At 39.4% G+C, this 14,729-nt stretch carries 13 protein-coding genes; 3 read left to right on the top strand and 10 right to left on the bottom strand.

The genetic code is table 11. The annotated features are described in order from the left end of the window. Positions 1–15: 15 nt before the first annotated feature. Positions 16–1,065: an HlyD family secretion protein gene (locus tag HDE68_RS23915; RefSeq protein ID WP_183884800.1), complete on the bottom strand. Its 1,050-nt coding sequence runs from the start codon at positions 1,063–1,065 to the stop codon at positions 16–18. A 148-nt stretch (positions 1,066–1,213) separates the two neighbouring features. Here HDE68_RS23915 and HDE68_RS23910 point away from each other — a divergent pair, with 148 nt between their 5' ends. Further along, positions 1,214–1,669, top strand: coding sequence for a MarR family winged helix-turn-helix transcriptional regulator (locus tag HDE68_RS23910; protein ID WP_183884798.1), 456 nt, complete (start codon positions 1,214–1,216; stop codon positions 1,667–1,669). Positions 1,670–1,736: 67 nt separating this feature from the next. Here HDE68_RS23910 and HDE68_RS23905 read toward each other — a convergent pair whose 3' ends face one another. Next, a complete protein-coding gene (locus HDE68_RS23905) occupies positions 1,737–2,567 on the bottom strand; it encodes a YXWGXW repeat-containing protein (RefSeq protein ID WP_221300936.1) in 831 nt (276 codons plus the stop codon). A 311-nt stretch (positions 2,568–2,878) separates the two neighbouring features. Between HDE68_RS23905 and HDE68_RS23900 the strand changes: the two genes are divergently transcribed. Continuing rightward, entirely contained in the window at positions 2,879–3,499 is a 621-nt protein-coding gene (locus tag HDE68_RS23900) for a flavin reductase family protein (RefSeq protein ID WP_183884797.1), read from the top strand. Between the two features lie 55 nt (positions 3,500–3,554). Here HDE68_RS23900 and HDE68_RS23895 read toward each other — a convergent pair whose 3' ends face one another. The 3 genes from HDE68_RS23895 to HDE68_RS23885 are packed head-to-tail and all read right to left on the bottom strand — an operon-like array spanning position 3,555 to position 7,317. Further along, positions 3,555–4,478, bottom strand: coding sequence for a carbohydrate kinase family protein (locus tag HDE68_RS23895; protein ID WP_183884795.1), 924 nt, complete (start codon positions 4,476–4,478; stop codon positions 3,555–3,557). Between the two features lie 45 nt (positions 4,479–4,523). Beyond that, entirely contained in the window at positions 4,524–5,843 is a 1,320-nt protein-coding gene (locus HDE68_RS23890) for an MFS transporter (protein ID WP_183884793.1), read from the bottom strand. Positions 5,844–5,880: 37 nt separating this feature from the next. After that, positions 5,881–7,317, bottom strand: coding sequence for a mannitol dehydrogenase family protein (locus tag HDE68_RS23885; RefSeq protein ID WP_183884791.1), 1,437 nt, complete (start codon positions 7,315–7,317; stop codon positions 5,881–5,883). A 155-nt stretch (positions 7,318–7,472) separates the two neighbouring features. Between HDE68_RS23885 and HDE68_RS23880 the strand changes: the two genes are divergently transcribed. After that, a complete protein-coding gene (locus HDE68_RS23880) occupies positions 7,473–8,480 on the top strand; it encodes a LacI family DNA-binding transcriptional regulator (RefSeq protein ID WP_183884789.1) in 1,008 nt (335 codons plus the stop codon). A gap of 21 nt (positions 8,481–8,501) precedes the next feature. Here HDE68_RS23880 and HDE68_RS23875 read toward each other — a convergent pair whose 3' ends face one another. The 5 genes from HDE68_RS23875 to HDE68_RS23855 all read right to left on the bottom strand — a co-directional run bounded on the left by HDE68_RS23875 (position 8,502) and on the right by HDE68_RS23855 (position 14,702). Beyond that, positions 8,502–9,041 (bottom strand): hypothetical protein, encoded by a 540-nt coding sequence (locus HDE68_RS23875; protein ID WP_183884787.1) that lies wholly within the window; start codon positions 9,039–9,041, stop codon positions 8,502–8,504. A gap of 226 nt (positions 9,042–9,267) precedes the next feature. Next, positions 9,268–10,443, bottom strand: coding sequence for a PepSY-associated TM helix domain-containing protein (locus HDE68_RS23870; RefSeq protein ID WP_183884785.1), 1,176 nt, complete (start codon positions 10,441–10,443; stop codon positions 9,268–9,270). 6 nt (positions 10,444–10,449) lie between these two features. Next, positions 10,450–13,020, bottom strand: a complete 2,571-nt coding sequence (locus HDE68_RS23865) for a TonB-dependent receptor (protein WP_183884783.1) — start codon at positions 13,018–13,020, stop codon at positions 10,450–10,452. A gap of 146 nt (positions 13,021–13,166) precedes the next feature. Further along, the gene (locus HDE68_RS23860; RefSeq protein ID WP_183884781.1) at positions 13,167–14,117 is read right to left on the bottom strand and encodes a FecR family protein; all 951 of its coding nucleotides are present in this window, start codon (positions 14,115–14,117) and stop codon (positions 13,167–13,169) included. A 57-nt stretch (positions 14,118–14,174) separates the two neighbouring features. Continuing rightward, positions 14,175–14,702, bottom strand: a complete 528-nt coding sequence (locus tag HDE68_RS23855; protein ID WP_183884779.1) for an RNA polymerase sigma-70 factor — start codon at positions 14,700–14,702, stop codon at positions 14,175–14,177. Positions 14,703–14,729: the final 27 nt, after the last annotated feature.

Raw genomic sequence — 14,729 nt, 5'->3', positions numbered from 1 at the left:
TGAAATTATCCATGGTTATTTTACCTTTACAGCGATGTCTGCACTCAAACCAGCTTTCAGCATTCCCTGAAGTGCTTCTGCTTTATTGATTTGAATAATAACGGGAACACGCTGTGTAACCTTCACAAAGTTTCCGGTAGAATTATCTGGTGGCAGCAAAGAAAATTTTGCTCCTGTAGCATCACTGAAACCTGATATAGTACCCGTAATTTTCTGATCAGGATAGCCATCTATCACAATATCTGCCGGCTGCCCGACTTTCATATGTTCAATCTGGGTTTCTTTGAAATTGGCTACGATCCAGTAATTATCATTGCTCACCAGGTTAAATAGTTGCTGCCCGCCCTGCACATATTGTCCGCTTTTAAGATTGGTTTTTCCTAGTTTACCAGTAGAAGGTGCTATAATCTTTGTATAGCTTAAATTCAGTTTAGCTTTTTCGAGTGCAATTTCACGGGCAGCAATATTTGCTTTTGCACGCTGGATCATTGCATTTGCATTTCCTCTCTGCGTACCTGCCTGCTTCAGCTTACTTTTACTGGAAGCCAGCATCTGAACAGCAGTCTGATAAGAAGACTGACTTCTTTCGAATTGTCTTTGTGTAATTGAGCCTTCTTTAAATAAGGTTTCATCGCGGGCCAAATCACGTTTTGCCTGTCTGAGCGTTACTTCTTCTACACTGATCCCTGCAGCCGCAACATCCTGATCAGAGCCAATGGTTGGAATTTGAGATTCAGCACTGCTCAGATCTGCTTTTGCTGAAGACAGATCTGCTTCAGCCTGTCTGACTGCTAAAATATACTCGCTGTCATCGATCACCACCAGGGTATCCCCTTTTTTTACCTGCTGATAATCCAATAGTCTAAAATCATTGATATAACCAGATACTCTGCTCAGTACGGGGACAGCATTTGATTCAAGCTGTGCATTGTTTGTACTTTCATAAGTCAATGAATGGGAAATTTTGTTAAAAGCGAAATAACCAATACAAATGGCCAGAGCGCCAATAATTAGTGGTTTTACAACTTTTTTAACGGAGGATTGAGTTTGTTCTTCTGGTTCCATAATATATATTTAACGCGACAAAAGTAAACTAAGTTGACTAATGTAGTCAACTTAGTTTACTTATTTTATTAACAATAATGTCAATATTAGATTGAAATGACACGATTGTTAAGTATTGAATAAATAATATTTATACTAAATTTGCATTATGGAATATGCTTTCGATCAGGATAGGTTAATTTTTAAACAACTCTATATTTTAAAACATCATACCGATAAACTTGCTGCTGATCAACTGGCTAACCTGGTGCACAGTGATTTCAACATAACCTTTATGCCATATTTTATGAATATTGGTCATCAGGGTATATCCAACCATAATCTGGTCAATAAGATTATGGTAACCAAACAGGGAGTGAGTAAAACAGTTAAGGAATTGGAAAGATTAGGTCTTGCTTATACCCGGAAAAGCGAGACAGATGCCCGGTCAATTATGATCTTTTTGACTGAAGATGGAAAGAAATTGCATGACACCATTTGTAAAATGGCAGATGAAGTGACCTCTGATTATATTAAATTGGTTGGCGCCAAAAAATATGAACAGTTCATTGATACATTTATCAAGATTTCGAAATGGCATGAAAGCCAGGAGAAATTACAATAAACCGGTATAAAAAAGCGGGTAATATATTTGGGGCTCACCTCATATTATTGTCCCCGCTTTTCATAAATTATCCTCTGCCTCTGCGGCCACCTCCGCCTCCCTGCATTCCTACACCCATTCTCATTTCATGCCCGCGTTCGTCAAACCGATGGCCTCCGGGTGCACTCATACTATGTATGGCCGGTTTGGGATTGGTATGATGGAACTGTCCTTTTTCGTTGCCCATATTCACTTCATGAGCTGTCTGTTCTTTACTTGCGGAAATATGATTTTGTACACCTCTCATTTCATCCCGGCCAGGACGGTAATTTATCCCGCCTCTACCATTAAAACTAGCTCTGTTTCTATTATTTATATTAATGTTCACTTTGTTAACATAGGTATTATGGATGTTTTTACCTACACGCCATACTGAGGTATTATACATGAAATGCCCGCCTTCCCAACGGCCACCATAGAAACCACTGCCGAAATAGCCAAAGCCGTAGTTAATTCCACCGTAATAGCCTACCTGTGCGCCCCAGTAGCCAGGATGCCAGCCATAAAAACTATCATAAAAGCCCCAGTAACCAGGAGTCCATAATAAACTAACTCCCGGAGGAAGTATCCAGACACCTGGTACCCAATAATAATCATCTGTTGCCCATGACCAATAACCTGGAGTCCAGATATATCCATCTCCCGGACATTCAGGCTGAACATAATCGGGTAATGGCGGAGGTGCCTGCTGAGTTTTAATCGTAACAGATGCCTGATCATCTGTATAATTCCCGTTGTCCTGACCAAAAGCAGAACTTATGGAAAATAAGCAGATAAAGGATAAAATCATCAACAAACTTGCAGTAATTGCATTCTTTAGAAATAATTTCCTAAGAAAGCCGGGTTGGTTCTTTTTCATGATTTTTTTAAGATTTTAATGATTAAGATTTTAAAATATATGTAGCATATAGTCATATCCGGCAAAGATTAAACCTGAAAAATGAATGAAATCTGATGTTTTAGGCTCTTGTTTCTAGCCTGGCGCTGAATGAATATTCTAATGATTTAAGATGTTCCCCCCGGAATATAACACCATAACAATTTAAGGGATAATAAAGTTTTTATACGGATAAAAACAGAAGGTTAAAAAGGCATCCATAGTTCATTCCAGCCTGAAGTATGTATTTAAAGATTAACAGAGATTTGCTGTCAGAAAAATTGATGATAGATATGAACGATAAACCAGCATTCTTAACGATACAACCTAAAGTCCTCTATTTTGGTACACCAGTAGCACTCCTCACCTCCATTGATCAGGATGGAAAGCCAAACATAGGCCCGATCTCTTCTGTATGGGCATTGGGTTATAACTTAATCCTGGGACTGGGCTGCGATGGAAAAACTTATCAGAATATACTGGAGAATAAAGAATGTGTTGTCAATTTACCTTCACCTGATCTTTATAAAAACATAGAAAAGATTGCTGGTTTAACAGGGATGAACCCTGTACCAGAGAATAAAAAAGACAAATATCTTTATGAAGAAGATAAATTTTCAGCAGGAAATTTTCAATCCATGCCCGCCGAAATCGTTACCCCGCCTGCCATAGCGAATTGTCCGCTGCAGTTAGAATGTGTGTTGCAAAATCATTATATCGTAGAATCTGCTGGAGATTCCACCCCTTTAATTGCTAGTCTGCATCTCAGGGTAGTCAATGTCAGGGTGCATGAAAATCTGGTCATCAACCAGAATTATATAGATCCCGCAGCATGGTCACCGCTTATTTATAATTTCAGACATTATTATGCACTGGGCGAAAAAATGGGTAAAAATTTCAGAGCAGAGGTATAGTAGTAGCCGGTATAAGACAGGTTTTATACCGGCAATTTTTAATACAGGTAAAACTTTATACAGGCAAGGCCGATAAGTGGTGACCGTCCCTGAATGCAGCGAAATCTGCTAATGTATATTCAGGGCATGCACCTTCCTGTGAGGTAATAAAAGCACCTAATGAAACTGCCTGAGTCATAATCTGAGCAGCAGTAACACCATTTTCTAATCTTTTTGATAAGAACCCGGCTAAAAAAGAATCTCCGCTGCCTACCGTATCTTTAACTTCAACAGGTACTGTAGGATACAAATAGAAATCATCATCATGGGCATAAAGCGCCCCTTTACTCCCTTTAGAAACAATGATTTCATGCAGCTCAAATGTATCCTGCAAATACTTTACGCTATCTTTTTCAGTGCTATAGGTTTTGCCCAGAAAGTCCAGCATCATACGCAATTCAGCTTTGTTAAATTTGGCCAATTGTGTTTTATGCAATAAATCTTTAATAACCCGGACATCATAATGAGGTGGCCTTAAATTAATATCAAAGACATTATAAGCACTTGCTTCAATTAATTCAAAGAGTGTATTTTTCGATTTTTCGTTGCGTGTAACCAGGCTTCCAAAAACAAGAGCATCAGTGGTTGTCAGTAATTGCTGATCTGCCGGGATAACTTCAATAAAATCCCAGGCAACATTTTGTACGATCTCATAATGTGCATCATTATTTTCGTCCATTGTAGCGACAACAGTACTGGTGGGATGTAATTTGCTCACCTGGATACCAGCAGTGGAAATATTCCAGCTTTTAATTTTATTCAGTAATTCATCACCAAGTTCATCATCACCAACACTGCTGATCATGTGCACATCGATACCCATTTTGAAAAGGTGATAAGCAACGTTAAATGGTGCTCCTCCTGCCCTTCTTGCTCCTGTTGGAAAAATATCCCACAAGACTTCACCAAAACAGGCCGCTTTAATTTTCTTTTCTTCCACTGTATTTTTATTAAATGTTCTTTAAATTACTGGCCGATTTCATATTTAATGGAGAAGATCTTTCTCTCTGATACGCGATCCATACAAAGCATAGAACAACATAAACAGCTCACATATTACGGTAAGCCACCAGGTCCATCTCCAGGAGCCAAAAACATCTGCCAGCCCTCCCTGAAGAAGCGTAAATACTGCACCACCAAATACAGCAGAGATAAACACACCCGAAGCTTTTGACGTGTATTTATTCAAACCTTTGATGGATAACGAAAAAATACAGCTCCACATCGTGGAATGTAAAAGTCCGATAGCAACCAGAAACCACAGATTTTGTGTAACCATAGCTAAAATAGCCAATATTGTGGCCAGTATAGTTGTGGTAGCCAATTGCGTTTTTGCAGAAATTTTACTGAAGAAACTGGAAACCGCTCTTCCGATCAGAAATCCTCCCCAATACAAGGTCGATAATAAAGCATGTATTCCCAAATCTACGCCGCCAATAATAATGTCTGTCCGGCCAAAGAAACTCATCGGGTGTCCTGCATCGGCCAATTCAAAAGCATGCATATTGATATTCGCCCCGATAGCGACCTCTGTACCTACATAAAAGAAAATGGCCAGTACCCCTAAGGTAAAATGTCTGAAAGACCAGATACTTCTTTCTAATTTTTCTCCGGCAGCAGCCCTGGTATTGGCTATATCCGGCAAATGAAGTTTCCTGGTGACTAGCGTAACTAAAGCCACACAGGCAATCAGTGCTATAAGCGGCAGCATAAGCTGTTTGATTTCAATATCCGCGATTGAAATCCCGCTGAACATCACTACAGTGACAAAAAATGGCGCTGAAGTAGTCCCTATAGAATTAATAGCCGTAGTTATATTGAGCCTTTGTACAGGCTGGGTACCGGGTAATTCGTAAGAAGCCACATAAGGGTTGACCACCACCTGGATAATAGCGGCAGAGGTACCCATTAAATAAGAGCCCAGGATAAAAATAACAAAACCATAAGGCAAAACAACCTGACCAAAATGCATAGCTAAATGTGGATACTGATCACCAAACCACGAAGAGCACAAATACATCAGCAGTCCTGAGATCATAAATAAAAGGCCACGTATAATGGTGCTTTTATAGCCGGCAGCATTTACCCATTTACTGGCCAGAGTCCCGTTCAGTAAATAACCCAGGAAAAAGAAAAAGGAGATCAGCGTAGTAAATGTATTTTTCAGGTTTCCGGCTTCAGCCAGAAAAGTGAATTTTAATGGTGCTTGTAACTGCTCATTTACTGTCGTCAAAAAACCTACGATGAAGTAGATAAACGTAACAATAGCAAATGGCAATACACCATTGCGAAGTTTTGTTCCCATGATTTTATAGAATAAAATTCAAATTAGCCTGATGACCTTAAGCCACAATAGTTTGCAGTACAGATTTAACACCTTTATCTTTGATCTCCCTGACCAGCTGCAGGTATAGTTCTACAAAATAGGCAGCAGTTTTCAGATCAGTGCTTTTAAAGGCGGATAAATCTAAAAAGTCAACCGGCGCATCGCTGGCAATACATTTTTTGTCAGCTGCTGTTAACCAGGGTTCAGCTATCTGATAAGATTGTTCCTCATCATCTTTTTGATATTTAAGATAATGTCTGTAAGCTGCCAGCAGAAATGCTACCCGGATAGGGTCCTGCCCTTTTGCAAGCATCTTAATTAAGTTAGGCATAATATACACCGGGAATTTCGAAACCCCATCAAAACATAACCTGCTCACCTGATCGCTGACGCTATGGTTAGCAAAACGCGCTATCAATGTCTGTTTATATTCTTCCAGATTTGTGTTTTCAGGAGCAGGTACATGAGGCGTAATATCAATGTTCATGAAATCACGCACGTATTTAACGATATCCTCATCCTGCATGGCCTGATCCACTTTACGGTACCCTTTAAGGAAAGACGGATAGGATAATAAAGTATGGGAAGCATTCAAAAGACTCAGCTTCATATTCTCAAATGCAGTGACGTCAGCTGTAAATTCTACGCCCACTCTTTCCCATGCTGGACGGCCGGCAATGAAATTGTCTTCGATTACCCATTGAATAAAGTCTTCGCAATAAACGGGAGCCGCATCAGCGATTCCACTTTTTTTGTTCAGCCTCTGCACATCTTCCGGGCTTGTTGAAGGTGTAATCCGGTCTACCATACTATTAGGGAAGGTGACATGGTCATTAACCCAGACAGCCAGTTCTTTATCCTGAGCCTTTATAAATGCAGTAAAGGCATTCTTCGCAGTATTTCCATTATGCTCCAGGTTATCACAAGAAAGGATAGTAATGCTGCCGCTACCGGCAGCTCTGCGCTGACGAAGCCCCTGGGCAATAAAACCAAAAACAGTTTGAGGATGACCGGGATTTTCCAGATCGTGTTTGATCTTTTCATCTTCCAGAATAAAATTTTTAGTTGCTTTATCCAGGTTATAACCTCCTTCTGTTATGGTTAGGGTGATAATTTTAATTGCGCTATCTGCAATTTTAGCCAGTACTGCCCCAGGCTCTTCTACCGCCCAGAGCAATTCATGTATAGCACCTATCTGATAAATTTGATCCTGACCATCTCTTCCACATACGGTTAAGCTATAATCAAGATTTTGTGCTCTTAAATTTCTGACTATATTTTCGTCGGATGGCAATAAACAGACACCGCAAATACCCCATTCGCTCTGGTCATCATTCTGTAGTAATTGATCTGTGTAAAATGCCTGGTGTGCGCGGTGAAAATTGCCTACACCTATATGTAAAATACCTGACTGGATATTCTTACGCTCGTAACGATAGTTCTCTGCATTCATAAAAATTATATTGGTTTGCCAAACTTATGCCATGAAGGCTATGGTTGTAGCATCTATACTAAGAAATTATTCATGGGAACGTTACCAAAATTCGGGGAACGTTCCCATATGGGTTTGTTTTTCTTAGTTTTGATAAAATCCAAATCAAAGAGTTCATGAAGCGTATCACCATTAAAGACCTGGCCAAGTATTTATTGTTATCTACCTCGACCATATCAAGGGCATTGGTGAACGATAAAAATATACATCCTGACACTAAAAAGAAGGTACTTGAAGCGGCCGGAAAACTCGGATATAAACCCAACCCTACAGCTTTAAACCTGAAATACGGTCAATCGAAAAATATAGGTTTAGTAGTTCCGGAAATGATCACTCCTTTTGCTTCAAAAGTACTGCGTGGCATCCAGAATATTTTATACCCGCTGGGATACCGGGTTATCATCACAGAATCGGACGAGAACCCGCTGATAGAAAGAAAAAACCTGCAGCTCCTGGAAGAATTTAATGTGGATGGTATCCTAATTAATCTATCTCACGAAACCCATAATGAAGATTTATACCAGCAGATTATGGACCGCGGAATTCCTCTGGTATTTTTTGACAGAATCCCTGGTAAATCACTGGATGCCTCCAGAGTAGTGGTAAATGATCATATCAAGGCCTCTTTAATGATAGAACATTTAATTGATACCGGCAGAAAAAGGATTGCCCATATTATGGGGCCTTCAAGCATCCGTAATTCGGCGGAAAGAGCGGCGGGTTATCAAAGGATATTGACCAAACATGGTCTTTTTGATCCGGAATTGATGATCCAACCCGAAGGCATTACTTTTGAAGACGGAAGAAATGCTGCCATACAATTGTTAAACAAAAAAATAGGGTTCGACAGCATTTTTGCCTTCACTGATACGCTGGCCATTGGCGCCATGAACTATCTGCTTGAACAAAATATCAAAATACCTGATGAGGTAGCCATTGCAGGTTTCTCTGGAACTGAACTAGCCACGATAGTACATCCTCAGTTAACCAGTGTCGCACAACCTTTAGTACAAATGGGAGAAGCCGCTGCCGGATTAATTTTAGAAAAGATCAAAGACAGTGAGGCTTTAAGCAGAACAATTGTGCTGGATGCAGAATTAATCTACAGGGCTTCTACCCGGTAATATAAAATCAGAACAATCTTTTTATTTGCAATCCAGACATCTCCACTGTACTATACCTGAGCCCGAGCCAAAACGCTGCATGGTATATTTTTCAATATCAATCAGAAAAGATTGCCCGTTTTCATGTGCATTGATTGTGCAGCAGCCATTACAATCCGAATCAGAACACTGATCATAAACTTTGACATCAATTTCATTATTCCCTTGTTTTAAACGTAATGTCTTTAATTTATAAGTTCCGGCATCTTTAGAATGTATAGCGACGATATTATTTGCCTTTACCCAGCTTTCTAATTGTGTATTCTCTAAGAAAGCGAATTTACCCGGATATTCACATCCATTGAAATTGCGGCATTCTTCACTGCCAGGCTGGGAGTAAGATTCATAATTAGTCAGATTAGCCGTATTCCATTGATCCCCTGTGTTATCTTTCACAGGATTATTTACTGATTCTGGCGTACCAGTGTCTTTGTCTTTACAGGAATTTAGTGTAAAGAGCAGGATAAAAATGAGTAATAATTGTTTCGGCCAACTAAGGGAAACTTGTTTAAGATGCTTCATAGCTTTCGCTTTTACATTGTTTTTGAAATTGTTAATTCTATAGCCTGATCTAAGCAAATGACTAAATGATTCAGGTTGTTAAAACATTTTAGCAAAGATAAATCAAACATATTTAATGTAACGAACCTGATACAAACAAAGTATGTTAACACAGAAAAATTCTTTGTGATCAGCCTGGATGCAATTGCTTTGATGCGGGAAGTGCCATAGACCATAGAGATAATTACTACTTGTTCTTTTTACTCCGGATAGCGGATTTGTTTTTCTTCTTTTTCCCGAACCAGATGATCAAACCTGTGATTGGAAGAGAGGCACAAAACAAAGTAGTCAGACAGGTCAGAATTTTAGTCGGTAAACCATAAATCCCGCCGGTATGAAAGGCATAATTTGAATCCTGCCATTTTATTGCAGTACTTTTTTGCTCCTGGAGAACCTGCTTAATCAACCTGCCAGTATGATAAACATATTGATCACTCTCATCCCAGCCTGTATGATCATTAAATTTCAGATAAAAAAAGAGCTTATCTGTATTTTTCTCGTCCCCTTCTTCGGGGAAAGCAATCACCATTGATGACCAGCTTTTTCTTTTACTCCATACATTTTCAAAAGCTGCATCCAGCGGGTTAAAAACAGATGACTTTACCGGATGTGGTATAAATTCCTGTTGAATCGCACTCATGGTCTTATAATTTTCACCAAAAAGCCTGTAGAAACCAGCGGCCCACCAGTCAAAACTCCACAATAAGCCTGTTACTGCAAGAAATAAGATCAGAATATAACTGTAAAAACCACCAACATTATGAATATCATAGTTTCTGCGTCTCCAACGCACATTTCTTTTAAAAATGAAACGCTGTTTTAAAGCTGCCTTATTTTTAGGGAACCACAGGACTAATCCGGTAAACAAAGAAAAGATGATCGCCAATGTAGAAATGGCTATAAACCAATGCCCTCCATAATTATAATGAAGCAGCATCCTGCGGTGAATGGCCTCACAGATTTTAATCCAGTCATACCTTAAATCAATTTCTCCCTGAATTTTCCCGGTGTATGGATTGACATAAACTTCTTTATTTACTTCTGATTCTGAGAAATAAGTAAATCCCGGGTGTTTACTTTCTTCATAAATCCCGAAAGCATAACCCCTGGTTTTATCGCTGTTTACCTCAATATGTGTAATGACTTCTTTATTTTTTAAAGTTGCCCTTACTTTTTCTTTGAGTACAGAAATAGGCAGCGTACTCGTTTTAATTTCGGTTGCAAAAATCGCCCGATGGTACCACCAGTCTTTCAACTCTGTATTAAATGCAAAAATAGAAGCAGGAAGTAAGTTAATGACCAGCACCAGCCCGGTAATAAAACCGAGCCAGAGATGGATTTTTTGAATAAACTTCTTAAACATTAAACTTTAGAATCTAAACGAAGTACTTAGAATTAGCTGTCTTAATGGTTGCGGATTTTCATAAGACCAGTATTTTTGATTTGCGAGGTTATTACAGGCCAAACCAAATCTCCATTTTTGCTGTTCATAGAATGCAGTTGCATTCAGGAGCGTATACGAAGGGATAATTACCGTATTATCTGTATTATGGAAACTTTTATCTACATAGTTACCGCCAAAACCTAATCCGAAGTTAGTTAATGCTGTACCCGGCTGAAACTTATAGCCCAACCAGAAATTGGCAACGTTTTTTGGATTGGCAATCACTTCTTTTCCAATTCCTGATGCGGACTGTATATAATGATTTTCATTAAATGCATAACCTACAATCATATTCAAACCTGGGATAGGGTTTGCGACAAAACTAAGGTCAAATCCTTTACTCTTTTGCTTCCCATCCTGAAAAGTATATTGACTTGCATCCATACGGACAGCATCACGGACATTGATGTTGTAATAACTCAAAGTCGCTGTATACTTATTGTCTTTGGTATTAATTTTCACCCCACTCTCCCATTGGATACCATATTCTGGCTTTAATGCCAAAGTAGTTCCATCTGGCTGTGATACAGGTGCCATATTGGTGAAACCACTCATATAATTTGCAAATAGAGATACCTGATCTTTAACAGGCTGATAAATCAGACCCAATTTTGGAGTGAAAGAAGTCTGGCTGTAATTCTCCGTTCCCCCATCGCTGGTTTTTCTCTGATACCTGTCTGCACGCAAACTCAGCAGCACCATTAAACGGTCTGTCAGGTTCACCAGATCAGAAACATAAGTCGCATATCTGTTAACCTGGTAAGTATATCCATAAGCAAGCCCAAGAACTTTATCTGCCTGAGCCCTGGTGACATGAAGAATTGGTTCCTTGATGGAGATATAGTCAATAGTAGCCCTTGCAGTATACCTGCTTTGTATTTCGCGGGTATAATCAACGCCCCAGATGAAACGGTTCCGGATCGAACCAATTTTAAAATCACCTTTCAGATTGTGCTGGATATTCGTGTTTGTTGTATTAAAAGGTCCAAAAACCCGGATTGCACGCTTTATACTATCAGCACTGATAAACACAGACTCATTCTGATAACTTTTTTCTAATCTCTCATTATTCACAGAAAGGTTAGTATAAGATGCCCATTCTTTAGACAGCTGGTACCTGGCCTCAAAATAAGTACGGAAAGTATTGGCGATGGCATTAAAATCATCGGCAAAAAGTGTCTGCTTATAATCCAGAGGGATCTGGTTAACATTCTTTAATTTCAGAACATCGAAATTAAGGGAACCCGGCCTGGTTACATCTTCTCTTGTAGCTTCAATATCCATAGCAAGTGTAAGCCTATCGTTTACGCGATAAGTTAAACTCGGATCAATTGCAAAAGTATTGTTATGCCCTGTTTCCAGAAAACTTTCCTGTTTATTAATTGCCGCATTTACCCTTAATAAGGCTGTTTTATCTTCATTAAGCGGTGTATTGACATCAGCAGTAATTCTGCTCAGTCCCCAGCTTCCAACAGAATAAGACAATTCTGCGGCAGCTGTTTCAAACGGCTTTTTAGTGACCAGGTTTATGGCGCCGCCATAAGAAGAAACAGCATTACCAAACAATGTGGCAGATGGACCTTTAAGGACTTCTATGCGTTCAATATTTATAGGATCGACAGAAGTTCTTCCTGCTGCAACATACTGAATCCCATTTCTGGCGCCTAAAACGGCTATAAACCCCCTTAATGTAATCTGGGTCTCTCCTCTTGCACTGGTAGATGGCACAGCTCCCGGAATATTAGACAAAGCCTGTAATACATTTACACTCAATTGTTCTTTCATTAACCTGTTGCTTACCGTATTATATACCTGGGCATTCTCCAGATTTTTCAATGGCAGCTTGGCTACATAGTCACTTTTTTTTTCAGCAAATTTGTTTGCCCTATTCCCATTAACAGCAACTTCCTGCAAGTCTGTAGCACTGGAAGAAACCATAAAATCAACGGATATATATTCATCCGCCTTCACGATTGCTTTTCGGCTTTGCGCAGAACGGCCGATATGGCTTACACTGATTGTAACCTCGCCAGCTGGTATATTTTTAAACTCAAATTCACCGTCTTCGTTAGTTTCCGTGCTTTTTAAACCTTTAAGTCTTACAGTGACAAAAGCAACAGGCTCTTTGTCTGTAGTTTTTACGGTTCCCCTGATATTTCCTTTAGCCTGATGTTTTACTGCAATATCATCGCCACTGGCACTAAATTTCAGACCAGATTTCAGAGATAATTGTTCAAGGATATCTTTAACAGGTGCAGAAGATGGGTTTATTGTAATTGTTTTTTCAAGCTCTTTATCGATATTACTGTAAATAAAATTCAGGCCTGCCTTTTCTGACAACTGATCAAATACGTCTCTTAATTTAAGTGTTTTTGGACTGATTGAGATGACAGTTTCTGGATGGGTCTGCGCCCTTACGGTATTGAACGTGGTAAAAAATGTAATAATTGAGATAGTTAAGCACGACAATAGTGCTGAACTTATTTTTAAATTCATAATTTCGTTTTTGATCATTAATTGTGAGATATTGATGAGAAAATTTGCTACCGGCGTGTTAGCGCACGTTCGGTAGTTTTTCAGGATACCAGGTGTATGGGACTGCCTTTATTATTCATTTGGTGTGTGGTTATTTTTGTGTGTTGTTATTTCGCTTTATAAATTGTGATTGTATTCTGCTCTTGTTTAAACTTCAATTCAGAACTGTTTTCTATTAATTTCAAGATCCTTGACAAGGGCTGACGTTTAAACTTACCCGTTAAAGGGACAGTCAGATCAGGGGTACCTTCTACCTTGAAAGTGACGCCATAGTAAGCTTCCAGTTTTTGTATAACCTCCATAACCGGCGACTGCTTAAACCACAATATCCCTGCTGTCCAGCTTGTGGTATAACTTGTATCTGCTGCTTCAATTTTCCGGGTTTTATTCAGTATTTTATCATAAGTCAGCTTCTGGCCGGGGATCAGTATCTTTTCTACCTGATCTTTACTTTTAAAACTAATACTGCCTTGAGTAAGGGTAACAGCAAGATGCTTCGATCCACTTACATTGGATACGTTAAACCGGGTACCCAAAACTTTTACTTCTGTACCGGAGCTGTGAACTATAAACGGTTGTTCCGGATTGTGTTTTACTTTAAAAAAGGCTTCACCGGAGATTAATGTAACTTCTCTGGTATGACCAGGGAAATTACGGGGATACTGAAATGAACTTCCACCTGCTAATTGTACCTGGGTACCGTCATTCAAAACCAGGCTGATCATTTTTCCTTTGGGTACTTCGTATGTTTCCCGGGCCAGGGGAAGCTGTGCTGTGACTGGGCTGCGTTTGAAAAGAAATGCTCCGGCAGCAACCAACAAGATGGCTGCTACCATACCAAACAGGCTCCGTTTGAGTTTATAACCGGTTTGTTTTTGTGTGGCATTTTCTCTTATTTCTGCCCATATAGCATGCTTAAGGACAGGGTCTTCACTTTGATTCGTAAAGACAGAAAGATCATCTTCTTTTTCTAACCATTCTTCAACTAATCTCCGTTCTTCACTGGTGCATTTACCTTCGGCATAACGTTTAAATACATCGGGATGTATATTGCTCATACCTATAACTACCTTAACCTGGCAGCTACCCTACGCTAAATCAATAAAATATTTAATTTATCCAAGCAGTGCTGTTCTTAAACTTCGGAGTGCACGGGTCATATGTTTCTCTACCGTTTTCACAGATATACCCAGCTGATCTGCAATTTGCAGGTAACTTTTTGTCTGCTGACGGCTTAACAGAAATATGGTCCTGGCTGGCTCTGGTAAAGTTTCAATCTGGAGATTGATCTTCCTGGAAAGTTCATTACAGGTATAAACAGATTCCGGATTATAACGCAAGGTTTCAATTGAATTCTGATTACCGGTATGTTCATTGGCTTCTACAGTATCCTTCTTGTTTCTGAGATAGTTCAATACCTGATATTTTGCGGATTTACTCAGGTACTGCTCTGCACTTTTTTTATCCTGAAAAGTAGTTTTCTTCTCCCAGATAGACATAAATATATTTTGAGTCAGGTCTTTAGCCACAGCTTCTTCGGCACAATACCGCAGACAAAGATTATATACCCCATGCCAATGACTGTTAAAGAGCTCATTAAAAGCATCATCCACGTCTATGTCCTGGCTGTACTGTAATCTCATTTATGCTTTAGGGTAAATCCGGCGGTA

The organism is Pedobacter cryoconitis (assembly GCF_014200605.1).
Classification (GTDB): Bacteria; Bacteroidota; Bacteroidia; order Sphingobacteriales; family Sphingobacteriaceae; genus Pedobacter; species Pedobacter cryoconitis_B.
This window is presented reverse-complemented; position numbering and strand designations above follow the sequence as displayed.

Coding starts and splice junctions, on each gene's coding strand:
- HDE68_RS23915 (WP_183884800.1), bottom strand. CDS start 1,065: ATGGAACCAGAAGAACAAACTCAATCCTCCGTTAAAAAAGTTGTAAAA.
- HDE68_RS23910 (WP_183884798.1), top strand. CDS start 1,214: ATGGAATATGCTTTCGATCAGGATAGGTTAATTTTTAAACAACTCTAT.
- HDE68_RS23905 (WP_221300936.1), bottom strand. CDS start 2,567: ATGAAAAAGAACCAACCCGGCTTTCTTAGGAAATTATTTCTAAAGAAT.
- HDE68_RS23900 (WP_183884797.1), top strand. CDS start 2,879: ATGAACGATAAACCAGCATTCTTAACGATACAACCTAAAGTCCTCTAT.
- HDE68_RS23890 (WP_183884793.1), bottom strand. CDS start 5,843: ATGGGAACAAAACTTCGCAATGGTGTATTGCCATTTGCTATTGTTACG.
- HDE68_RS23885 (WP_183884791.1), bottom strand. CDS start 7,317: ATGAATGCAGAGAACTATCGTTACGAGCGTAAGAATATCCAGTCAGGT.
- HDE68_RS23880 (WP_183884789.1), top strand. CDS start 7,473: ATGAAGCGTATCACCATTAAAGACCTGGCCAAGTATTTATTGTTATCT.
- HDE68_RS23875 (WP_183884787.1), bottom strand. CDS start 9,041: ATGAAGCATCTTAAACAAGTTTCCCTTAGTTGGCCGAAACAATTATTA.
- HDE68_RS23870 (WP_183884785.1), bottom strand. CDS start 10,443: ATGTTTAAGAAGTTTATTCAAAAAATCCATCTCTGGCTCGGTTTTATT.
- HDE68_RS23865 (WP_183884783.1), bottom strand. CDS start 13,020: ATGAATTTAAAAATAAGTTCAGCACTATTGTCGTGCTTAACTATCTCA.
- HDE68_RS23860 (WP_183884781.1), bottom strand. CDS start 14,117: ATGAGCAATATACATCCCGATGTATTTAAACGTTATGCCGAAGGTAAA.
- HDE68_RS23855 (WP_183884779.1), bottom strand. CDS start 14,702: ATGAGATTACAGTACAGCCAGGACATAGACGTGGATGATGCTTTTAAT.